Genomic DNA, 22628 nt, shown 5'->3' on the forward strand with positions numbered 1-22628 from the left:
CAAGGGGCGTCATTTCGACCGCAGTGGAGAAATCTTTGAACTATGTTAAAAGATTTCTCCATTTCGCTGCGCTTCAGTCGAAATGACGGCGATTTTTTAAATCTATCATTGATAGCGAAGCATCTTTAAAAAAGTCAGTCATCTCATTAAATGCTGTTTCATACTTTCGCGAGAGAGATCTCCCCTATTAGTTAGCGCCACCCTAACCAACCTAGTCAAAGTTTAATTATCCAAAATCTCTTTTTTTTGAAAGCAATGTCTGCAGTTCTTCGGTCACTATCGTCCTGCCCTTTGCTTAATCCCGATAAAAAACGATAAAACAATATTAATCTTAAATCGGGATAACGCTGCCGGTCAGGTTTATTGAACATAAGGCTCTGCCGTTATAATCCCTACTTCCTTCAGTAAAATAGTCTGGCCTAATCAAACCTCTCCGTGTTTCCGAGTCTCCGTGGCAAAAACAAATATCTATCCTCAAACTGTCATGCTGAGCGCAGCGAAGCATCTATTCAATAAGGGGTCTCTAACTACATAAAACACACCTAACAAAAGATCCTTCACTTCGTTCAGAATGACAGATCTTATCCCGCCAGGTCTTATTTATTTCTCATTCTAAAAACAATACTCTAAATTAGTTTGCTGAACCCAAATAAGCGAATCATGACTGAACCTAAACAACGATTGTTATCGCTGGATTTTTTTAGAGGATTAACCGTAGCCGCGATGATCTTAGTGAATAATCCGGGCAATTGGGGGCATATTTATGCACCTTTAGAGCATGCAGAATGGAACGGATGTACGCCTACTGATTTGATTTTCCCATTCTTTTTATGGATTGTTGGCGTTTCTATTGCCTTTGCCATGAGCAGTAGTAAAGCAGATCCATCTACACATCAAAAAACAATGATTAAAGCCATTAAACGAGGTATTATACTTTATTTACTTGGTTTTTTCCTCGCTATATTCGGAAAGATTATCAGTGCAATAATGGATAACGGATCCATCTGGGAGGCCTTTCAAACCGTTAGATTGTTGGGCGTTTTGCAAAGGATAGGCATTGTTTTCATCATTAGCAGCATCATTTTTATTAAGGTTTCCAACAAAACCATATTTAAAACATTAATTGTAATCCTAGCCGTTTACTGGGCACTAATGACATTTATACCAGTCCCTGGAGTTGGGTACCCTAACCTGGAAAAAGAAACCAATTTAGCAGCCTGGATAGACCGTGGAATTTTAACAGAGGCACATACCTGGGCTTCATCAAAAACCTGGGATCCGGAGGGAATTTTAAGCACATTACCAGCAATAGGAACCTGTTTATTTGGTATTCTCGTTGGCGTTTGGATGCGCAGAAAAGATGTAGACAATCCAACCAAAGTAGCCTGGTTATTTACCACGGGGATTGCGGCAGTTGTTTTAGGCTTAATTTGGGACCTGCAGTTCCCGATTAACAAAGCGTTATGGACAAGCTCTTATGTGTTATATGCCGGTGGCCTGGCCTCCATCGGATTGGCGCTCTGCTACTGGATTATTGATGTGCAGGGCTACAAAAAATTTACCACTCCCTTTGTTGTGTATGGTGTGAATGCCATTACCGTTTTCTTTCTGGCTGGATTAATGCCAAGAGTATTAAACCTGATCCAGATTACAGATGCAGATGGTACTAAAACAGGATTATTGGTTCGGTTCTACGAAACCTGTTATACGCCATTTTTTAGCCCAATAAATGCTTCTTTGGTTTGGGCCATAACCTACGTATTGGGTTTTTATGTATTATTATATTTTATGTATAAAAAAAACATTATTATTAAGGTTTAGTAAAAAAACGCTATAATTGATTGTCACTCTCTTCAATTGAAAAAGAAAACTACCATATATGATATCGCCAAGGCGCTCAATATTACAGTATCAACTGTTTCCAGGGCGCTTAGTGGCTTTCCGGCAATAAGTGATACCACCAGAAAGGCTGTTGTTGAAATGGCTAAAAAATTAAACTATAGCCCAAATAAACTCGCATCAGCACTAAAATCCGGTAAAACCCATATCATTGGTGTAATTGTGCCAAGCGTACAGGCACATTTCTTTGCATCTATTATCCATTGCATAGAAGATGGCCTGAAAGACAGCGGCTACCGCGTAATTATCTATCAATCCAATGAATCTGTTGAGAATGAAATTAATGGCGTAAGAACCTTACTAGAAGCACAGGTAGATGGCATTATGGCTTCAATGTCTTTAGAAACGGAAGACACTTCGCACTTTGGTGAAATTATTAAGCAGAATAAGCCCCTTATATTATTTGACCGTGTAAATATAGATTTAAAAGTTCCAACCATCACCCTTGACGATTTTAAGGCAGGCTATATTGCTACTAAACACTTAATCGATCAGGGTTACCAAAAAATTGCATTTGTAACCACTGTTCACCAGATTAAAATATTTAACGATCGGCTGGAAGGCTACAAAGCAGCCTTAGCAGACCATAACTTTCCGCTAATAGAAGACCATATTATTTTTGGTGGTTTATCCATTAAAGACGGGCGATTTGGTGCAGGCAAGTTAATGCGTAGCAGCAATAAACCCGATGCTATTATTGCTGGTGATGATTTTACGGCGCTTGGTGTAATTAAAAAGTTAAAAGAGATCCACGAAACACCACCTCAGGTTGGTGTAATTGGTTTTGCCAATGAAGCATTCTCCGCCTACATCACCCCTAACCTATCAACAATTGATCAGCATGCCTCTCAAATGGGCCAGGAGTGCGCTAAAATGTTTCTGAAAATGATTAATCAGGAGAACCCGTATGCCAATATGGAACATATTGTGCTCGATCCGGCTGTTGTAGAAAGAGAATCGACCAACAAAAAGGTTTAAACACATTATTACTTCGCTAAAGGAACTTCAATACCAACCGGCCCACTGGGCTCACTTTCATTTTTTAATCTATCTAATGCCGTTACCAGATAGCTGTACCGTTTTCCACTTTCTATACTTGTATCAATAAATGAAAGATAATCTTCAAAGCTTATTTTAACAATGTTCTTAGGGTCAAGGATCGAAATTTTCTCTCCTTCATTAAATCGGTAAACTACAAATCCCGAAGCCGTTTCCCCATCTTTAGCCTTTAACGGAAGCTGCCATTTTAAATGAACACCATCCTTTAGTGCATCGGCTGTTAATGCCTGAGGCTCGTTTGGCGGTACCTCGTCCAGCCATGGCATTTGCGGTGGCAGAGCAGGGTATTTATAAAGATCGTTCTTCAGCGAATCGCCAACGGCTTTAGCTACCGTACTTAATGATTTAGAACTAAAAAATACGCTACCCTGAATTCGGTTATTATCTCTGAGGTATCTGATCTGCCTGGGTATTTCGCTCAGGTTTTTCCAGGCGGCTTCAGCCCGCGAATTTACCAGGTAAGCACCCTGCCCAATGTAAACATGCCTGCCAAAGGTATTATTGCTCCACCAATCAACTAAAACACCATAAGGTGCAACTCTTCTGGTAAACGTAAAATAAATTTGAGGATTGATGTAATCTACCCAGCCTTCTCTAACCCATTTACGGCTATCAGCAAAAAGTTCTGCATAATTGGACAGGCCACTGGTAGCAGAGCCTTCAGGATCCTCATTTTTATTTTTCCAGATCCCAAACGGGCTGACCCCAAATTTCACCCATTTTTTATAATGGTGAATACTATCATCCAGTTGTTTAATCAACATATCGACGTTATTACGCCTCCAATCTTTTATATCGGAAAAATTATTAGGGTATTTGTAAAAAGTATTACTATCATTAATCGTTTGCCCCTCTAATTTATAGGGGTAAAAATAATCGTCGAAGTGAATCCCATCAATATCGTATCCTTTTACCACGTCTAAAATTACCTGAACAATATATTCCCTCACATCCGGAATACCCGGATCAAACTGCTTTTTACCACCATAGGTAAAAAACCAGTCAGGATGTTTCCGATAAGCATGGTTTTCGCTTAACACAGTCGAGCTACTCATACTGGCTCGATAAGGATTAAACCAGGCATGGAGTTCCATTCCCCTGAAATGGGCTTCTTTAATGGCAAAGGCCAAAGGATCATAACCCGGTGCCGGCGCCAAACCCTGTTTCCCCATCAACCATTGGCTCCAGGGTTCTCTCGATTTTGCATAAAATGCATCGGCTGCCGGCCTAACCTGCAAAATGATAGCATTCATCCCCTGGCTTTTATGTCTTTCTAAGATACCGATCAGTTCCTGCTTTTGTTGATCAACACTTAAACCCGGCTTCGATGGCCAGTCAATATTGGTTACAGTTGCCACCCAAACACCTCTAAACTCCCTTTTTGGTGCAATTTTTGCTAAAGGTTGTGCATTTAATATATAAGGTAGTACAGTTAAGAATAAAAGTGCGTATAGGAAGTTTTTAAGCATTATTTGTGTCTTATTTTTGATTCAGGTTGTGTGTTTGTGTAAATTTGAATACAAACGAACATTAGCAAGTAAACGATTTTTTTTAAAAACTCTTATAAGTTTATTAAAAATTTTAATTTGCGCCCTGCTAAAATTAACTGTGTACCCCATTTACCTATGGAGAGCAAAAGTATATTAATTTACAGAAGATACAGCGTTATTAAATGGAACCACAAAAGATTAATAAGGGTGATAGAAACAAAATTTACTTCCTGGTCATCGTTATTGCCGCTTTAATAGGCACAAATGCTTACTTGTTTTTTAAAGATCGAAAGCAAAGTGAAAAATTTGTTACTGTTAGTGCAGAGAAGGATAAACTAAGGCTTGAGGTAGAAAAGATTGAGGTTGAATTGGATAAGGTTAATGCATTGAATCTGGATTTAAATGATAAGCTTGTTGAAGAACAGAAGCTTGCCCGTGTAAAAATTGAAGAACTTAAAGCAGCTTTAGAAAAAAATCAGATCACCAAGGCAGAAATCGACAAAGCAAATGCACAAATCAATGAGCTGAAAACATTTGTAAAGAACTACAATGATCAGATTATTCAGTTACAGAAAGACAATATTTTTTTAAAAAACAGTCGCGATAGTTTACAGAATACGCTGAGAAACATCAGCAATAAGGCATCAAACTTAGAGAACGAAAACTCGAATTTAAATGCGAAAGTTAAAACTGCCGCAGCATTAAAGCTTCAATCGGCCGAAATTATTGCTTTCAGAACAAAATCAAGCGGCAAAAAAGTCGAAGTGAGCAAATCGTCTACAGCAGAGAAATTAAGTGTGCGCTTTAACATTGTGCCGAATCATCTGGCAGAAAAAGGACATCATAATATTTACCTTCGGGTATTCGATCCTGCAGGGAATCTGCTTGCAGACGAGGAAAACCATTTTGAGGCTGACGGGCAGGATATGCAGTTCAGCCATTCTATTTTTATTAACTACAATAACGATGACAGCACCTATGTTATCGACTGGGCAAATCCTAAACCATTTATAAAAGGCATATACACCGTAATTTTATATGCAGATGGTAACACCATGGGGAAGGCCCAGGTGGAGCTGAGATAATTCATCATCTTCACCAATCTACTTATTTTAATTTATGCTAACGGAAAGTTCAAATAGAACGTTGTTCCCAGGCCGTTTATAGAAGTAAACTTAACTGAACCACCTGCATTTTCTACGGCCTGCTTAACAAAAGCCAAACCTAAACCTGTGCCCGATGTTTTTGTAGTGAAATTAGGTACAAATATTTTGTCTTGCAGTGCCGGCGGTATACCCTTTCCATTATCTTTTATTTCTATATATGCATTTTTCGAATCTACATATACAATAATAGTAATGCAGCATAAGGTTTCCTCATCTATAGCTTCTATCGCATTTTTAAGCAGGTTATTAAACGTTCTTAACAACTGATCGTGATCAGCCATGATTTCGATTTCCTTGTCGCTTTTGTTTAGGATATCAATGGTGACATTTTCGGCGCTTTTAAATACCTCCCTTGCCTGTTCTATAATCGGAAGTAAAGAAAGCCGCTCCAGCTTGGTATCCGGCATTTTTGCAAAATTAGAAAATTCAGATGCGATTTTCGAAAGGCTATCAATCTGTTCTATAAATGATTTACTGAACTTATTAAATTTAAGTTCGAAGTTCGGATCCTTCTCCTTCCACGACTTCTCTAGCAATTGAACACCTAATTTTAAAGGCGTTAGCGGATTCTTGATTTCGTGAGCAACTTGTTTTGCCATCTCGCGCCAGGCACTCTCTCTTTCCGATCGGGCCAGTTTGATTGCACTATCTTCCAAGGCCGAAATCATGTGGTTATATTCCTTAATTAAAGATCCGATCTCATCATGCCTACGCCATACAATAGGTTCATTCTTTTGCCCTATTTTAGTTTTACTAATACTTTCCTGAATAAAAGTTAAGGGATTGGTAATCTGATTGGCCAGAAATACAGCCAACACCCCAATAGCCACAAATACCAACGCGTAAAGATTAATCAGGTTACTTACAAAAAGCGCAAGTTTATCACTATACTCCTCTTCGTTAGAATAGTTCGGCAAACCAATATAAGCTATTGTTTTGTTCTGCGCATTCCTGATGGGGGCGTATGCAGCAGCATAAATTAAATTCCCAATATTCTCTTTAGGATTAATATATTCTGACCGGTGTAAACCACTTAAAGAAAAGAAAGCTTTAGGTCCCATTTTTTTACCGATAATTTTATAATTATAGAGCTTGGGATAGGTCGTCATGATCAGGTTGCCACTCAGGTCATATAAATTTAAATCAGCATTATTGATATCGGCAAAATTGTTAAAATCTGCTGCAGCATTCTCATCGTTTGCAATAATGCCATTATTAAAAACCTGTTTTTCAAAATTCTGCTGAACCTTTCTTATTTTATCCTTTAATATCGCATCCTGCTGTCCACGATACTCATTGTTCATATAGTAGTAAGTTCCCCAGCCTACAATGACCAGCGTTGCCACTACCGCCAATACAATAGATACCTGGATTCTGGTTTTATACAAAATCTTATTGGCATTGATCATTAAAGATCTGTTGATACTGAACCAGCCTACTTTATCATCATCAAGGTTTTTGATTAACCATATTAACCCGTAAAGCAACATGGAGAAGATGATAAATACCAGAAAGAAAAACGACAACGCGGCCAAACGTTCTACATAATCCACCTTCTCTTTGCTAATCACAACCATTTTGCTGTCAGTAGGTTTATAAACTAAATGGCTGTAATGAAGTTCATCATCATTACTGATTATAAAATCATCTTTTTTACCTTTAAAAACACTTCCATCTAAAGGATATGTATAATTTCCAGACTGATTAAGCAATTTATTATTGCTGTACAAAGCAATGGAATAACCTTTAAAACCTTCGTCTTTGATCAATTTTTGATCTCCCAGGAGATCGGGTAGCCGATTATTATAATTATATGGTTTCGACCGGAGTTCGATAATAAGTGTGCCCAATAAACTGCCATTGTTTACAACCGAAATGATCCCAAAGTAATCCTGATAACCAAATGTATTGTTTACCTGATAAAAAAAGTTAGATCCATCGATTTTAACAGAGCCAGCTTCCACCAGGTTTTTATACTTATTAATCGGTGGCGTATCAGAATTTTCTATTGCAGCCCCCATTTTATCATACGGATAAATCTGATAATCGTATCGGTTTAAATAGCCATCCAAATAATCTTTAATATGATTTTTGAGCACCGCGTAACCACCCTTCCGGTTTTGACTAAAATAGCTTGTCAGAAAACTATCTTTAACAATTTCATCGCCCAAAATACCTAAAGCAACAATTGCATTCGGATCTTCTGACGATTGCACTTTTCTCGCCAAAGGCTCGCGCAAACTTCTTTCTTTAATATCTTTATACTTGGTGTACTTAATAGAAGTGTTAAAGGCCAGACAGAAAAACACAATGGCAAACATTCCGATTGAAAAATTCTTCTCTTTTAAATAAACGGCCCTCGCTACTATAAATAACACTAGCGCAAAAACAATAAAAAATGCATTAAAATCCACCACCAACTTATAGATAAAAACGCCGGCAAAGCCAATCAGGAAAACAATGACCCGCTCTTTATTGCTCACATTTAATTGACTGCTTATTGTTGCCGAGATAACAGTCATGAGGTAAATCTGAAACCAGGCTAAACATAAAATTACAATCCCCACCCAGCTGGTTCCGCTTAGTTTAAGGATATTAACGATATCGAAATTAATTTTTGAGTTAAAAATCAATCCGAAGAAAATATCATCGGTATCCCAAACAATTCGGCCTATCAACACCATTAATCCTGCCTGAATAACAATTCCAATTATTTTACTCCGCTTAATCCATTCCGGAAACTTATATTGTTCCTTGTGGTTATACATAAATAACAGTAACCAGGTAAGTGCGATGACGTTCAACAGGAAATCGCCTAACGAAGGCATCAGGAAATTATCTGCATATATTCTTGGATCAAATAGATCCAGGGTAAACCTGTGATTAAACCAACCGTAATATAAATCTGTTAACCTAAATGCTAAGAAAAAAAACAATAGTAAAAAAGTACCCCAGGCAATATGTCCACGCCTGGCAATAAACGAACTTAAAGAGTTAAAAAACATGCAGATGCATAACATACCTGCAATAAACAGCCATAATTGCGTACCAGAATAATGGGTTTCTGCATACCCCGGCTTTACTTTTAGCCCAAATAAAAATTTATTTTCGAGGTTTTTTATTACATAAACATCCTTGTCTGTAAAAGAGGCAAAGGTTAGTATTTTTGTTTTGGATAAAACAGGATCAATATCATTCTTAAAATACTTTGTTTCTTTAAATGGATATTGAGATTGAATAGTGATTAGGAAAATAAGGCTGAAATTTCCCTGGGTACTTTTAATCACCTCGTACCAGCCATTATAAAAAAACAGTACCGAACTGCCTTCTTTTATGGTAGTTGGATCTATTTCAGAAACCTTATAACTACTCCAAAACTTAAGCTGATTATTTTGAAAGGTTAATAGATTTATTCCATTATTCTCGCGATAAGATGTAATAAAATCAATCGCATTTTTAGGATTCAGATGAAATTGTTTGGCTTTGGCAACTTCCTGCTTATTAGCCAAAAATGTTTGAACAGCTTTCTCTTTGATTAAAATTTTCTGTTGAATTTCTTCTGCATCGTGTTCTAACAGTTCACCCCTGGTGGTAAACCTGCTTAGCGAAATAGAAGTTGCCACGAGGCAACAGCCCAAAACAAGCAATAGAAATCTTATTTTTACACCAAAGCTCATTTTCATCTACGGATAAAGATATTAAATATTGATAAAAAACAACGCCATAAACAGTTAAGTTTATGGCGTTAAATATTCCATTTAAATAAATTATGCTATCGCAGCACTGCTTGTCTGTACTTCGCGGCTTACTTTTTTAACCAATCCCTGCAATACATTGCCCGGACCAACTTCTACAAATTCAGTTGCGCCATCGGCAAGCATGTTACCTACTGTCTGTGTCCAACGTACAGCACCGGTTAATTGTTTAATTAAATTAGCTTTTATTTCAGCTGGATCTGTATAGGGCTTAGCATCAACATTTTGATAAACAGGACAAATTGGTGATGCAATATTGGTGGCTTCAATAGCCGCTTGTAATTCGATTTTTGCCGGTTCCATTAAAGGAGAGTGAAATGCACCGCCTACGTTTAATTTTAATGCCCTTTTTGCTCCGGCTTCAGTTAATTTGGCACAAGCAAGATCAATACCTTCTATGCTGCCCGATATTACCAGTTGTCCGGGGCAGTTGTAATTTGCAGGTACCACTACAGCATCAATTTCAGCACAGATTTTTTCAACCACATCATCAGCTAAACCTAAAATAGCTGCCATGGTTGATGGCTGTGCCTCACATGCTTTTTGCATGGCATTTGCGCGGGCAATAACCAGTTTTAATCCATCTTCGAAACTCAATGCATTTGCAGACACTAAAGCAGAAAATTCGCCCAGAGAATGACCAGCAACCATATCTGGTTTAAAATCTTCGGCTAACACTTTAGCCAATATCACCGAATGCAAAAAAATGGCTGGCTGGGTTACATTGGTCTGCTTAAGCTCTTCATCTGTTCCGCTAAACATAATATCGCTAATGCGGAAACCGATAATTTCATTGGCTTGTTCAAATAATACTGCGGCTTTGGGATTTTCGTAAAGATCTTTACCCATACCTACAAACTGCGCTCCCTGTCCGGGAAAAATATATGCTTTCATTATAATTAGTTTGGCGTATCGTGTTTGGCGCTTAGCGTTTTTTATCTAGGCGCCCATCATGATACTTAATACTTTCTACTTAATACTATCTTACCTGAAATTTCTTCTTCCTACTTGATACTAAATACTCGATACCAATTAGTCTAAACTCGCTGTAATCAACCTCAAAAACTCAGCCCTTGTTTTATCGTTACTTAAAAAAGTTCCGGTAAAGGCAGATGTTGTGGTTACCGAGTTTTGCTTTTGTACACCACGCATAGACATGCATAAGTGCTTGCATTCAATCACCACCGCAACGCCCATCGGGCTAAGGGTATTTTGGATACAATCTCTAATCTCGTTCGTTAAACGTTCCTGTACCTGTAAACGGCGGGCAAAAGCATCAACTACACGAGGAATTTTACTTAAACCTACAATGTGTCCGTTAGGAATATAGGCAATATGCGCTTTGCCGAAGAATGGCAACATGTGGTGTTCGCACATCGAATACACTTCAATATCTTTAACCACCACCATTTGGCTGTAATCCTCTTCAAACATGGCCGATCTAAGGATTTCATCAGGCTTTAAATCGTATCCATGTGTTAAATATTGCAGCGCTTTAGCCACTCGTTCGGGTGTTTTTAGTAAACCTTCGCGTTCCGGATTTTCGCCCAACTGGCCAAGAATATCTTTATAATGTGTAGCTACAGCTTCAATTTTATCTTCATTGTAACGGTCTATTTTTACATAACCGTCTCTCGATTCGCCTTTTAATACGTCTTTATTGCTCATTAATTTAGGTTTTTAACCAAAGTACTCAACAAAATTATTTTCGGTTTCGTAGATTTTTACGCAATGTAAAACTGCGCCGCTCTCTGCAATCGGAGCCCAAAGTTGTTTCCAGATTTCGATGGCCAGGTTTTCGGTCGAAGCCAGTTTGCCTTTCATAAAATCCACATCAAGATTTAAATTTTTATGATCAACCTTATCTACCACATAATCGTTCATTACGTCTTTCAGCCATTTCAAATCAACCAGAAAACCTGTTTCCGGATTCACTTCGCCTTTAACGGTAACATATAACCAATAGTTATGGCCATGCCAGTTCGGGTTGGCACATTTACCATAAACTTCATTATTTTTATCATCATCCCAATCGGTACGGGCCAATTTATGCGCCGCATTAAATGATGCTTTTCTCGTTATGTAAATCATTACTATAAAATAAAATGCAAATATACGGATAAAGGTTTAAGCTTAAAGACTAAAGACCAAAGCTAAAAGAAAACAATCTGCTAACTTTACTGCATGAAAACTTTAATTGTTGCTGCTACTAAAGCCGAACTTACCTTCTTTTACCAGCATTTTAATTTACCGGACGGAGATTTTGTGGAAAGTAAAAATTTCGATTTGCTGATTACCGGAGTTGGGATGGTAGCAACAGCCTTTGCCCTGGGTAAACATCTTTCATCTAAATATAACCTTGTGGTAAATTTCGGTATTGCCGGAAGCTTCGACCGGGATATTGCTTTAGGTACAGTATTGAATATTACTGAAGATACTTTTGCTGAACTGGGCGCCGAAAACGGAGATGATTTTTTAACCATAAGCGATTTAGGTTTTGGGGAGAACCATTATACATCGAAGATGCAAAAAAGCCTTAACTTACCTATGGCAAAAGGCATAACTGTGAACTGTGTAACGGGAAGCGAAAAAAGCATTAAAAACTTAATCGAGAGGTTAAATCCAACTACCGAAAGTATGGAAGGTGCTGCTGTTTTTTATGCCGGTAAACAGTTAAATATAGATTGTTTACAGATTAGAAGTATATCTAATTATGTAGAACCAAGAAATAAAGACAATTGGGAAATTGGTTTGGCCATTAAAAACTTAAACGATTGGGCCATTGCTTTTGTTGGAGAAATGAACTGATTATGACTGATTAGTTTACTGCAGTACTTAATTTTGATTTATGAACCCGACACAATTAAAATAATTATTTTAATTGTCAAAGGCTCCATCTAACAACTGAAAACAAAAAAATAAAGATGAAACTTACACTTGGATTTTCTCCCTGCCCTAACGATACCTTTATTTTTGATGCGCTTATTCACCATAAAATTGATACGGAAGGATTAGAATTTGAGGTTTCTTACGATGATGTAGAAACCTTAAACCAAAAGGCACTTAGGGGTGAATTAGACATTACCAAATTAAGTTTTCATGCATTTGCCTACGTAGCCAACCAATACGCTTTATTGGATGCAGGGAGTGCACTCGGATTTGGTGTAGGCCCGCTATTGATCAGTAAGAAACATTTTAATGGAGAAAACGATGCCGAACTCCAAACACCAGATTCCAAACTGAGGGTTGGAATACCAGGAAAGTATACTACCGCGAATTTTTTGCTGGGAATTGCCTATCCCCATTTACAAAACAAACAGGAACTTGTTTTTTCTGAAATTGAATCGGCTTTGCTTAACGGACAGATTGATTTAGGACTGATTATCCACGAAAACAGGTTTACCTATCAGGATAAGGGATTAAATAAAATCGTTGATTTAGGCGATTATTGGGAAAAACTAACAGGTTGTGCCATTCCATTAGGCGGAATTGTAATTAACCGTAATTTAAACCATGATCTGCAGTTAAAAGTGAACCGTTTAGTCCGCCAGTCGGTAGAGTTTGCCTTTGCACATCCACAATCGGGAATCGATTTTATCCGCCAGCATGCCCAGGCCATGGAAGAAAGCGTGATGTACAAACACATCGAGTTATATGTGAATAAATACAGCATAAACCTTGGCGAAGAAGGTCGAAAAGCAGTTGATACCTTATTTAAACTGGCGCAGGAACGCGGAATCATTCCTGCTATTCAGGAGAATTTGTATATTTAATTCTTCCCATCTCGACCGCAGTGGAGAGATCTAATTTTTTCATGAAAGACCCTGAAACAAGTTCAGGGTGACGACTCGGTAGAAAGGCCCATCTAAATAGATTTCTCGACTGCGTTGCTCTTCGCTCGAAATGACGATAGCGCGGAACATTTCAAAATTACAACATCCGCATTTAAACACCGTGCTAACTCACCAGCAACTTATAACCTTTTCCGTGTACGTTAATAATTTCTACCGTTGGATCGGCCTTAAGGTACTTGCGCAACTTACTTAAAAACACATCCATACTTCTTCCGTTAAAGTAATTATCATCATGCCAGATACTTAACAATGCTTCTTCACGGGTTAAAACGGTATTCTTTTTTAAACACAACAAACGCAACAACTCGGCTTCTTTCGTAGAGAGTTTTTGCTGATGATCGCTATCGGTAATAATCTGGGTAGTATAATCGAAATGATATCGCCCGATAGAAAACTGTGTTTCGGCGGCCTCATCGCTGTTATCTGTTTTATTGGCTACGCGTTTAAACATCGCATTAATCCGCAGTAAAAGCTCTTCTATCCGAAAAGGTTTAGTGATGTAATCATCACCACCTAAATCATAGGCCGCAGATTTATCTTCCAGCATGGTTTTAGCCGTTGCAAAAATAATCGGCACCTGCGTGTTTACCTTTCTTATGTCTTTACCTAATGTAAAACCATCTTTTTTGGGCATCATCACGTCTAAAATGCATAAATCGAAGTTTTGCTTGTTAAATGTTCTCAATCCATCCTCGCCATCGGTGCATAATACTACATCAAACTTGCCTTTTAACTGCAAATAGTCTTGTAACAATAAACCTAAATTGGGGTCGTCTTCTACCAGAAGTATTTTTTTCATTTTCTTGTTTTTATTCAATAGTAGCATTAGCTACATTGGGAGTTTGATTCTGAATATGCATAACAGTTTAATGTATCTGTGAATTAAATTACTACTCCACAACAAGAGCCGTTAAACCGTTCAATTTTAATATATCAATAAAGCACCTTTTATAAAGGTAAAGATATTTCGAACGTTGTTCCTTTATCCTTTTCGCTACTTACCTTAACCGTTCCATTCAGTTTTTTAATAATATCCTGAACATAATTTAAACCCAGACCAAAGCCTTTAACATCATGTAAATTACCTGTTGGCACCCTATAAAACTGATCAAAAATCCTTTTAGACTGCTCTTTGGTCATGCCTATTCCCTTATCTGCTATTTCGATAATTAAATTCTTGCCGGTATTGCGGGTCCTAATGGTAATCTCCGGCGTATCGCTACTGTATTTATTCGCATTATCAATCAGGTTATAAATTACATTGGATAAATGCAGCTCATCGCCATATACAACAGCATTTTCTGCGTCGGTATGTACATTGATAATGGCATTCCTTTTCTGCAGCTGCAATTCCATGCTATCCAACACAATCACAATTAAATCGTTAACATCTACTTCGGTGTTCTCCATTTTAAGCTCACCCTTTTCTAAGCGGGCAATACTTAAAACACGTTCGATGTGACTCCCAAGGCGAACATTTTCATCATAAATAATTCCTGCCAGACGTTTTAACCGTGCTTTATCTTCTGTCACCTCCGGATCTTTTAAAGCTTCACTGGCAATCATAATAGTGGCCACAGGCGTTTTAAACTCGTGCGTCATATTATTGATGAAATCTGTTTTCATTTCCGACAGTTTTTTCTGTTTCAAAATAGCATAAAGCGTATAAGAGAAGATAAAAACAAGCACCAGCAACAGGCCAATTGATGAGGCTAGTGTAACACTTAGATTAGCTATAATGGCAGAATTTTTATTTGGAAAACTGACATAGAGCATTCCGGGATCGCGAAAAATATCGTTGCCAAACAAAGGTGTTTTATAGGTATTTTCGGGCAAAAACTCTCCTTTAACGTTAGAAGCCGCCATAAAAATGGTTGAATCTTTTCTGGCTAACGAAACCCGGTATGAAGGCACTAATGAAATGTTATTGGCAAGGAGCTCTTGCTTTAATAAACGGTCTAAAGAGCTAAAATTAATGCGTTTATAAATTGGCACATTGGTTTCCTGCAGTTCTTTAGACACATCCTCAACCACACTTAACCTTGTATACGAAAAAGTATCTTTGCCCAGCGCTGCAATTTTTAGTTCTAACTGCTTTTTAGCTATATCATCTTCCCGTTTAAACTTTTTCTGTAAGTCGCTTGGTATTTTCGGAACATTGGCAAAACCCGGGCTACCATCCCGCGGATCGAAAACCAGGTACCTTAAGGTATCGGGCAAACTTTGCAAACTTTTAAACTCGAATGCTTTTGGCGGCGCAGAAAAAGGCTTGGTACGCATGCTGTAGCCTTTAATAATCAGGCTCTTCATGTCCACGAAAGCATCCATCTGCAGGTCGAGCTTATCGCCGTTTTTCGAGGTTAAAGAACTGTATTCCTTTTCTGAAATTACATCGGGTGCACGGTAAGCATTACGTATAATACTATCTTGCTGGTTAAGGTAATTTTCGATCTGGTTTTCGCGCTCAACCTGGCGAAGCTCAGCCTCCTGTACATATTGCTGTCTTAAATCTTTAATATCAAGCACACGCTGTCTCGAATCCTGGAGCTGTTTCAGCTTGTTTTCTGCATCTTTGCGGTTGAGGTGATCAGCAACATTTCTACGTTGTATTTTATTGACTACCGAAGTTAGCGTTTGATTTACCTGCTCGTCAAAAAGCTGGGATTTTAGCTTATACGATTCCCGGATGTAATACAATTGCATTACAAACACGCCCAGTAGCGCTACCGTCATTAAAACCGTAATTAACCAAAAACTTCTTTTCTTCATGGAACTGGATTGGTTTTTAAACTAAAAAAAACCGGGCATAATCTTCTTAAATCTAAACAGATATCAAAAATACTGAATAGCTAAGCCAAGTGTTTGTTTTTAACATATTTTAACAGCACTGAGAAGACTTCCGAAGTTTTCGGGAATACCAGCCTGGTAAACTTCGGAAGTATAAGTGATGGAAGAACTTCGTAAGTCTGGCATGGGCAAAAAAAATGCCGAGGCTAAGCCTCGGCATGGTTCAAAATTGTTTGCTTAAAAAAGACTCTTTATTTAGAAAGGCAAATCATCATCTTCACCTGGCGCATTGCTTACATCAACCGGAGCTGCATAAGCTGGAGTAGCTGCCGGAGCACCTGCTGCAACTGCATTGATACGCCAAATAACCAAACTGTTAAAATATGATGTTTTACCCGCTTTATCTGTCCAAGGGCGACCACGTAAATTAAAGAAAACCTCAACCTCATCTCCTGCCTTAAATGTATCTAATAATGCAGTTTTATCTTGTAAAGCCTCAAAACGGATGTATTCTGGGTATGTTGGATTTTCTGCGTATTCTACTATTAAATCACGTTTTTTAAACGTTTCACTTACTTGTTGTGTGGCACCTACTTCGTGTACTTTTCCTTTAATTTCCATAACTAATACTACTTAATGTACTATAAACATCAAATCTCTATAATTTTATTGATAACTTCGCATATATTATGATGCAAGTTTTCCACAATAAAAGCAAGGTAATTATTACCTGCAACAAGCGCCTTTCGCCTTATTTACAAGAAGAAGTTACAGCTCTAGGTTATGCCATCGAGCGGTCTTTTGCTACGGGTGTTGAGCTCAACATCACCCTTACAGAGTGTATTAAGCTCAATTTAAACTTACGCTGCGCCAGTCAGATTCTATATGCAATAAAAAGTTTCAAAGCCATTACACCAGATGATTTGTATAAAGAAATTGCAGCCATTGAGTGGGAAGAACTGATTGATTTTTCGGGTTACTTCTCCGTAACCTCAAATGTTGATAACCCAAATATTACTACGCCGCTTTTTGCAAACTTAAAAGTAAAGGATGCCATTGTAGACCGTATGAAAGAGAAAAAAGGCATCCGCCCCAACTCCGGATCGGACGCAAACAAAGCAGTAGTGCATTTATACTGGAAAGATGCCGATGCAGATGTTTTTATGGATACTTCTGGCGAAACGCTGGCCAAACACGGTTACCGGAAAATCCCAGGAAAGGCACCAATGTTAGAAGCCTTGGCAGCTGGGGTTATTTTAGCAACCAACTGGGATAAAAAATCGCCATTTATAAACCCCATGTGTGGTTCAGGAACCTTAGCTATTGAAGCAGCCCTGATTGCCACCAACCGTGCCCCGGGATTATACCGCATGAATTATGGTTTTATGCATATATTAGGTTATAACGAAGAAGATTTTTTCGCTGAGCGCAGAATTTTAAAAGATCAGGTAATTAAAAATATTGATCTCAAAATTGTAGCTTCCGATTTGTCGGAAGATGCAGTTGAAGTAACCCGTAGAAACGCTAAAACGGCAGGTGTTGATACTTTAATTGAATTTGAAGTTTGCGATTTTGAATTAACACCCGTTCCTGAAGACGGCAAAGGTGTTGTTGTTTTTAACCCTGAATATGGCGAACGCTTAGGTATACACAGCAAGCTGGAATTGACGTATAAACGCATGGGCGATTTTATGAAAACCAAATGTAAAGGTTATTCGGGATATATTTTCACCGGAAATCCTGACCTTGCTAAGAAAATTGGATTAAAAGCTGCTAAAAAAGTAGAATTTTATAATGGTAAACTAGACTGTCGCTTACTAGAGTATGAATTATATGATGGCTCTCGCCGGGCGCCACTAATTGATGCCTAGTCTTTTTGATTGAAAATTAATATATTACACTCTCTTACGTACCATAACGTAAAAATTTTGAAAAAATATGGAATTTGATGACATGGACCATATGCCCGAATGGGAGCATTTTAGCCGATTTGGCCGGGATGATGAGGATGAAGAAAACCTATCAAGTGTCGATGCCGAAAAGGTTAGACTGAAAGTAACCAGGGCTAAAAGTCTTTATAACCAGGCAAGAGCCGTGTACAAATATGCCGCCCTGTTCTGCGAAACACTGGAGGGAGAAATGGCCGAAATGACAGCCAACTTAATTATGCAGAATGCACTGATGCTTTGCCCTAAAATTGTTGGGGCAGAGGGTGCAGATATGTATATTTTGAGAATGGAAAATGCTTCTATTATCCGAACCAACTGTCGTGAATTAGAAACCCAGGTAAGAGCTGCAGATATGTTCGAAATCTGCACTCCGGAATATAAAGACATTGTTTTAGACGAAATTGAAAAATTTCGTCTACTCTTTATCGAATGGGTTAAATATTTCGAAAAAGATGAGTTTGAAGATGACTGGGGATTATATTAACCTTTACAATTAATTTCTTACCCTGATTTTTTCTCTGGCAAGCTTTTCCGCAAACTATCACATTCTTAAATATCCCGTTCGCTCCTATTCCCTTTCGGCTGTCTAAAAAACAAATCACTTTAACAACCTGACGATCAACAAAAACAAAACACCTAAACATTTTATGCTGTTTTTTGTTATCCTATTTAGTCGTCTGTCCCGGTTCGTATAATTCTTAATAGTGCTAAAAATTTACATTTTAAAATCTATAGGAATAAAAGTTTCGTACCTAATAAAAAACATTAAAAAATTTATCCCTTTTATGGAAAATGTATTGGCTTTAAATGCAAAGAATGTTGCCGGGAATATCAGAAAAATAAGAGAATACAGAGACTATACTCAGGATTATCTGGCAGCGAAATTAAAAATTTCTCAAAATGCATACAGCAAGATTGAGTTAGGCTACAGTAAACTTACTATCGACCGTTTATTTCAAATTGCAGCAATTTTAGAAGTTGAAGTTTCTCATTTATTGACGCTCAACCACAATGATTTAATTAAAATTATTGCTGATGATGAAAGCAGAACAACGGCCTTGGGTTAATTCCCGGCCGCTGTTGATATCATTTCTTTTACCCTGCAAATAATTCCAATATCTTTGGGATAAATTTAGAACTATGCAGGCTACCATCCAAAAAACCATCGATTTTGTTCAGGAAACACTTGCCAATGCCGAAGCAGGGCACGATTGGTTTCATATCGAACGCGTTTATAAAACCGCTCAAACCATTAACCAACAAGAAAATGGTGATGAACTCGTGGTAGCCTTTGCCGCATTGCTGCACGATATTGCTGATCCTAAATTCAATAACGGTGATGAAGAACTGGGGCCAAACATGGCTGCTTCATTTTTAGCATCAATTGCTGTTGAAGCTGAAGTTATTACGCATGTTAAGTTAATTATACAAAACATGTCGTTCAAAAATAGTTTTGATGGTAAAGGTTTTACCTCAAAAGAAATGCAAATTGTACAGGATGCGGATCGTTTAGATGCTATTGGAGCAATTGGAATTGCCAGGGCATTTACCTATGGAGGATTCAAAAACAGAGTGCTTTATGATCCGGCTATTTTACCAGAAGTGCACCTTAACAAAGAAAGTTATAAAAATACAACGGCCCCTACGATTAATCATTTTTACGAAAAACTGCTCCTGTTGAAAGACATGATGAATACAGAAGCTGGAAAAACAATAGCCATAGAAAGGCACAATTTTATGCTGCTCTACCTGGAACATTTTTATAAAGAATGGGAAGGCAAATAACCCACAACAAGACTATTTAAAACCAAGATCTTTGTAGCCAGTAAAACTTGGCTGGCGGAAAAGGCATAGCTTTAAATTAAAAAAATAATTCTTTTTTTTAACCCGCTGGACAAATTAATCTGGGGCATAAGCTCCCGTTGAACAGAAAATTGAATTCTTCGAACAGTATCGGCTAATACGATTATTCCAAATCCGAATAGATTAAACAAATCAATTTGCTAATATTTTTAGTTATTAAACTATCTTTGTTAGCAAAACAATTCCTATGTCTGATCGCATTCGTGAAAAATTAAATATTCTTGCCGACGCCGCTAAATATGATGTTTCTTGTTCATCAAGCGGCGGCACGAGAAAGAATGATACAAAAGGGCTTGGCAACAGCCACACTTCGGGCATTTGCCATACCTATACAGAAGATGGCAGATGTGTTTCTTTATTAAAGATCCTGCTAACAAATCATTGTATTTACGATTGTTTGTTCTGTGTTTCACGGAAAAGTAACGATATAAAACGTGCAGCATTTACAGTAGATGAAGTGGTAGAGCTGACCATGAATTTTTATCGACGGAACTATATTGAAGGATTATTTTTAAGTTCAGGGATTTTCAAAAATGCCGATTTTACCATGGAACGCTTACTGCTGGTGGTAAAAAAGTTGCGTTTGGAACAAAATTATAATGGCTATATCCATTTAAAAACTATTCCAGGAGCCAGCGATGAATTAATAAAAGAAGCTGGCTTATATGCCGACCGGATGAGTATCAATTTAGAGATGCCTACCGAGGCCGGATTAAAACTTTTGGCACCCGAAAAAAATCATGCTGACGTAATTAAGCCGCTCGACTTTGTGCAAAAGCAGATTACTCAGTTTACCGCAGATAAAAAACTGATTAAACATGTGCCCAAATTTGTACCGGCAGGCCAAAGTACCCAAATGGTAATTGGTGCTACACCCGAAAGCGATAAAGACATTATGTACACGGCCAATGCCTTTTACAAAAATTTTTCTTTAAAAAGAGTATACTATTCGGGTTATGTACCTATTAGTAACGATAGCCGTATGCCGGTTTTAGGCACACAGCCACCGCTGTTAAGGGAAAACCGTTTGTACCAAACCGATTGGCTAATGCGGTTTTATGGCTTTAAAGTGCAGGAAATTTTAAATGATGCCAACCCAAATCTTGACGTGGATATTGATCCAAAACTTAGTTGGGCGATCCGTAATATGCAGCACTTCCCCGTTGATATTAACACGGCTGATTATAAAATGATTCTTCGTATTCCTGGTATTGGCGTAATGTCGGCTAAAAAGATTGTACAGGCCAGGAAATTCGGTAAACTAAGGATTGATCAGTTAAAGAAAATCGGGGTGGCTTATAACCGCGCCAAACACTTTATTGTTTGCCTGGATAGCCCTTATCAGCTCAAAGATTATCAAGGTACCCAGATTAAAGCTTTTATTTTGGCAGAGAGTAAAAGTAAATATTTAAAAACAGATAACAACCAGATACTTTTGTTTTAAAAGATAGATCTAACAAACAAACAATGACCTACATTTTCGATGGTTCACTTCAAGGGCTCTTAACTGCCTCTTTTGAATGGTTTGAGCGCAAGCCTGGCAAAGTGATGCTCAAATCAACCGAAATGTTTCAGCCGGAAGCTTTTGCAGAAAGCTTAACTGTTATGACGGATGCAACAAAGGCTGATCGCGTTTGGGCCGGGCTTCAAAAAAAACTAAAAAAAGAATGGCTCCGTAAATTTTATTGCAGTTATTTATCAGAAATTCCTGAAGCTTACAATCACCTTTTTCAGTTTACCTTATATATTTTTCAAAATCAGTTAGGTGCCGAAAATAATTATGGCAACGAACATGTAATTGCCTTAGCTAAATATGCAAAAAGTGTAGAGCGGGAAAAACACAGGATGGAGGCATTTATCCGCTTTCAAAAAACGGGCGATGGAATATTTTATGCCAGTATCGATCCTGATTTTAATGTTTTACCCTTAATATCCAATCATTTTAAAAACCGATATGCCGATCAGCAATGGGTGATTTATGATTTAAAACGGAAGTATGGCCTGCACTATAATTTAACCACGGTGGAAGAAATTACAATTAGTTTTACTAACGGTATAAATAAACAAAACCCATCATCAATTTTGATGGATGAAGGCGAAGCTTTATATGCAACGCTTTGGAAAGATTATTTTAAAAGTGCAAATATTGTAGCCCGCAAAAACACCAAATTACATGTGCAGCATGTACCCAAAAGGTACTGGAAATATTTGACAGAAAAAGCGCCGGTTTAGCTAACAAGAGTTGACAACTTTAATAGCATACCAGGCTAGTAAGTTGTCAACTCTGAATATCCATAATTCTGGCGAAAAAAACTGAAACTTACTGCCATGCTGACACCCACATTCTCCATTAGTGTGAAAAGATTGACAGTTTGGTGAAAATTTGTCCCTCCAAACCACTTGGCATAAAAAGTGTTGATTGTAGCTTAGTTAAAAATTCAAATCAAAATAAAAATTTAATAAAAGTTATGGCGTTAAACCTTAAACCAATTGCTGGCAGTTCGAACAGAGTAATCGTTGAACCGGCTGCGGCAGAAGAAAAAACTGCATCAGGTTTGTATATCCCTGATACTGCAAAAGAAAAACCATCTAAAGGAACCGTAGTATCTGTTTCTGAAGAAGATTCTGAAGGTAAAAAAGCGAGTGTAAAAGTTGGCGATGTTGTAATTTACGGTAAATACGGCGGTACTGAGTTCCCTTACGAAGGTAAAGATTACCTGATTATGCGCGAAACTGATATTTACGCTGTTGTAGAGTAATAATTTAGGATTGAATGACTGAATTTCGAATAAGAGAATTCAGCATT

20 protein-coding genes are annotated in these 22628 nt (G+C 37.8%); 12 read left to right on the forward strand and 8 right to left on the reverse strand.

What is annotated here, in order from left to right:
• Nucleotides 1-660: 660 nt before the first annotated feature.
• Both BCL90_RS16935 and BCL90_RS16940 read left to right on the forward strand, forming a co-directional pair.
• The gene (locus BCL90_RS16935) at nt 661-1821 is read left to right on the forward strand and encodes an acyltransferase family protein (protein ID WP_121285198.1); all 1161 of its coding nucleotides are present in this window, start codon (nt 661-663) and stop codon (nt 1819-1821) included.
• A gap of 36 nt (nt 1822-1857) precedes the next feature.
• A complete protein-coding gene (locus BCL90_RS16940; RefSeq protein WP_121285199.1) occupies nt 1858-2877 on the forward strand; it encodes a LacI family DNA-binding transcriptional regulator in 1020 nt (339 codons plus the stop codon).
• Between the two features lie 8 nt (nt 2878-2885).
• Here the strand turns inward: BCL90_RS16940 and BCL90_RS16945 are convergent, their stop codons facing one another.
• Entirely contained in the window at nt 2886-4427 is a 1542-nt protein-coding gene (locus tag BCL90_RS16945) for a glycoside hydrolase family 10 protein (protein ID WP_121285200.1), read from the reverse strand.
• 203 nt (nt 4428-4630) lie between these two features.
• Between BCL90_RS16945 and BCL90_RS16950 the strand changes: the two genes are divergently transcribed.
• The gene (locus tag BCL90_RS16950; protein WP_121285201.1) at nt 4631-5533 is read left to right on the forward strand and encodes a hypothetical protein; all 903 of its coding nucleotides are present in this window, start codon (nt 4631-4633) and stop codon (nt 5531-5533) included.
• A gap of 32 nt (nt 5534-5565) precedes the next feature.
• Here the strand turns inward: BCL90_RS16950 and BCL90_RS16955 are convergent, their stop codons facing one another.
• The 4 genes from BCL90_RS16955 to BCL90_RS16970 form a co-directional block, all read right to left on the reverse strand.
• Nucleotides 5566-9297, reverse strand: a complete 3732-nt coding sequence (locus BCL90_RS16955; protein WP_121285202.1) for a sensor histidine kinase — start codon at nt 9295-9297, stop codon at nt 5566-5568.
• 84 nt (nt 9298-9381) lie between these two features.
• Nucleotides 9382-10263 (reverse strand): ACP S-malonyltransferase, encoded by an 882-nt coding sequence (fabD, locus tag BCL90_RS16960; RefSeq protein WP_208529776.1) that lies wholly within the window; start codon nt 10261-10263, stop codon nt 9382-9384.
• Between the two features lie 138 nt (nt 10264-10401).
• Nucleotides 10402-11037, reverse strand: a complete 636-nt coding sequence (gene folE / locus BCL90_RS16965; RefSeq protein ID WP_121285204.1) for a GTP cyclohydrolase I FolE — start codon at nt 11035-11037, stop codon at nt 10402-10404.
• A 12-nt stretch (nt 11038-11049) separates the two neighbouring features.
• On the reverse strand, nt 11050-11460 hold the full coding sequence (locus BCL90_RS16970; RefSeq protein ID WP_029274209.1) for a 6-pyruvoyl trahydropterin synthase family protein: 411 nt from the start codon (nt 11458-11460) through the stop codon (nt 11050-11052).
• Between the two features lie 93 nt (nt 11461-11553).
• Here BCL90_RS16970 and mqnB point away from each other — a divergent pair, with 93 nt between their 5' ends.
• Both mqnB and BCL90_RS16980 read left to right on the forward strand, forming a co-directional pair.
• Nucleotides 11554-12177 carry a futalosine hydrolase gene (gene mqnB / locus BCL90_RS16975; protein WP_121285205.1) on the forward strand — a complete coding sequence of 208 codons (624 nt, stop codon included), beginning with the start codon at nt 11554-11556 and terminating at the stop codon, nt 12175-12177.
• Nucleotides 12178-12293: 116 nt separating this feature from the next.
• Nucleotides 12294-13142 (forward strand): menaquinone biosynthesis family protein, encoded by an 849-nt coding sequence (locus BCL90_RS16980; RefSeq protein ID WP_121285206.1) that lies wholly within the window; start codon nt 12294-12296, stop codon nt 13140-13142.
• Nucleotides 13143-13326: 184 nt separating this feature from the next.
• Here the strand turns inward: BCL90_RS16980 and BCL90_RS16985 are convergent, their stop codons facing one another.
• The 3 genes from BCL90_RS16985 to BCL90_RS16995 all read right to left on the reverse strand — a co-directional run bounded on the left by BCL90_RS16985 (nt 13327) and on the right by BCL90_RS16995 (nt 16631).
• Nucleotides 13327-14022, reverse strand: a complete 696-nt coding sequence (locus BCL90_RS16985; protein WP_121285207.1) for a response regulator transcription factor — start codon at nt 14020-14022, stop codon at nt 13327-13329.
• A gap of 149 nt (nt 14023-14171) precedes the next feature.
• Nucleotides 14172-15992: a sensor histidine kinase gene (locus tag BCL90_RS16990; RefSeq protein ID WP_121285208.1), complete on the reverse strand. Its 1821-nt coding sequence runs from the start codon at nt 15990-15992 to the stop codon at nt 14172-14174.
• 273 nt (nt 15993-16265) lie between these two features.
• Entirely contained in the window at nt 16266-16631 is a 366-nt protein-coding gene (locus BCL90_RS16995; protein ID WP_057933226.1) for a DUF3127 domain-containing protein, read from the reverse strand.
• A 71-nt stretch (nt 16632-16702) separates the two neighbouring features.
• On the opposite strand from BCL90_RS16995, the gene BCL90_RS17000 reads away from it, so the two are divergent.
• From BCL90_RS17000 to BCL90_RS17030, 7 genes are all read left to right on the forward strand, one after another.
• Nucleotides 16703-17881, forward strand: coding sequence for a THUMP domain-containing class I SAM-dependent RNA methyltransferase (locus BCL90_RS17000; protein ID WP_121286154.1), 1179 nt, complete (start codon nt 16703-16705; stop codon nt 17879-17881).
• A gap of 67 nt (nt 17882-17948) precedes the next feature.
• Complete coding sequence (locus tag BCL90_RS17005) at nt 17949-18443, forward strand: hypothetical protein (protein ID WP_057933225.1); 495 nt, start codon at nt 17949-17951, stop codon at nt 18441-18443.
• Between the two features lie 301 nt (nt 18444-18744).
• On the forward strand, nt 18745-19026 hold the full coding sequence (locus tag BCL90_RS17010; protein WP_121285209.1) for a helix-turn-helix domain-containing protein: 282 nt from the start codon (nt 18745-18747) through the stop codon (nt 19024-19026).
• A gap of 73 nt (nt 19027-19099) precedes the next feature.
• Nucleotides 19100-19744 carry an HD domain-containing protein gene (locus BCL90_RS17015; protein ID WP_121285210.1) on the forward strand — a complete coding sequence of 215 codons (645 nt, stop codon included), beginning with the start codon at nt 19100-19102 and terminating at the stop codon, nt 19742-19744.
• Nucleotides 19745-20009: 265 nt separating this feature from the next.
• A complete protein-coding gene (locus BCL90_RS17020; RefSeq protein WP_121285211.1) occupies nt 20010-21266 on the forward strand; it encodes a putative DNA modification/repair radical SAM protein in 1257 nt (418 codons plus the stop codon).
• Nucleotides 21267-21289: 23 nt separating this feature from the next.
• Nucleotides 21290-22054, forward strand: a complete 765-nt coding sequence (locus BCL90_RS17025) for a TIGR03915 family putative DNA repair protein (RefSeq protein WP_121285212.1) — start codon at nt 21290-21292, stop codon at nt 22052-22054.
• A 236-nt stretch (nt 22055-22290) separates the two neighbouring features.
• Entirely contained in the window at nt 22291-22581 is a 291-nt protein-coding gene (locus BCL90_RS17030) for a co-chaperone GroES (RefSeq protein WP_121285213.1), read from the forward strand.
• Nucleotides 22582-22628: the final 47 nt, after the last annotated feature.

Source organism: Pedobacter alluvionis, from assembly GCF_003664035.1.
In the GTDB taxonomy this organism is placed as follows: domain Bacteria; phylum Bacteroidota; class Bacteroidia; order Sphingobacteriales; family Sphingobacteriaceae; genus Pedobacter; species Pedobacter alluvionis.

Coding starts and splice junctions, on each gene's coding strand:
- BCL90_RS16935 (WP_121285198.1), top strand. CDS start 661: ATGACTGAACCTAAACAACGATTGTTATCGCTGGATTTTTTTAGAGGA.
- BCL90_RS16945 (WP_121285200.1), bottom strand. CDS start 4,427: ATGCTTAAAAACTTCCTATACGCACTTTTATTCTTAACTGTACTACCT.
- BCL90_RS16950 (WP_121285201.1), top strand. CDS start 4,631: ATGGAACCACAAAAGATTAATAAGGGTGATAGAAACAAAATTTACTTC.
- BCL90_RS16955 (WP_121285202.1), bottom strand. CDS start 9,297: ATGAAAATGAGCTTTGGTGTAAAAATAAGATTTCTATTGCTTGTTTTG.
- fabD (WP_208529776.1), bottom strand. CDS start 10,263: ATGAAAGCATATATTTTTCCCGGACAGGGAGCGCAGTTTGTAGGTATG.
- folE (WP_121285204.1), bottom strand. CDS start 11,037: ATGAGCAATAAAGACGTATTAAAAGGCGAATCGAGAGACGGTTATGTA.
- BCL90_RS16970 (WP_029274209.1), bottom strand. CDS start 11,460: ATGATTTACATAACGAGAAAAGCATCATTTAATGCGGCGCATAAATTG.
- mqnB (WP_121285205.1), top strand. CDS start 11,554: ATGAAAACTTTAATTGTTGCTGCTACTAAAGCCGAACTTACCTTCTTT.
- BCL90_RS16980 (WP_121285206.1), top strand. CDS start 12,294: ATGAAACTTACACTTGGATTTTCTCCCTGCCCTAACGATACCTTTATT.
- BCL90_RS16985 (WP_121285207.1), bottom strand. CDS start 14,022: ATGAAAAAAATACTTCTGGTAGAAGACGACCCCAATTTAGGTTTATTG.
- BCL90_RS16990 (WP_121285208.1), bottom strand. CDS start 15,992: ATGAAGAAAAGAAGTTTTTGGTTAATTACGGTTTTAATGACGGTAGCG.
- BCL90_RS16995 (WP_057933226.1), bottom strand. CDS start 16,631: ATGGAAATTAAAGGAAAAGTACACGAAGTAGGTGCCACACAACAAGTA.
- BCL90_RS17000 (WP_121286154.1), top strand. CDS start 16,703: ATGCAAGTTTTCCACAATAAAAGCAAGGTAATTATTACCTGCAACAAG.
- BCL90_RS17005 (WP_057933225.1), top strand. CDS start 17,949: ATGGAATTTGATGACATGGACCATATGCCCGAATGGGAGCATTTTAGC.
- BCL90_RS17010 (WP_121285209.1), top strand. CDS start 18,745: ATGGAAAATGTATTGGCTTTAAATGCAAAGAATGTTGCCGGGAATATC.
- BCL90_RS17015 (WP_121285210.1), top strand. CDS start 19,100: ATGCAGGCTACCATCCAAAAAACCATCGATTTTGTTCAGGAAACACTT.
- BCL90_RS17020 (WP_121285211.1), top strand. CDS start 20,010: ATGTCTGATCGCATTCGTGAAAAATTAAATATTCTTGCCGACGCCGCT.
- BCL90_RS17025 (WP_121285212.1), top strand. CDS start 21,290: ATGACCTACATTTTCGATGGTTCACTTCAAGGGCTCTTAACTGCCTCT.
- BCL90_RS17030 (WP_121285213.1), top strand. CDS start 22,291: ATGGCGTTAAACCTTAAACCAATTGCTGGCAGTTCGAACAGAGTAATC.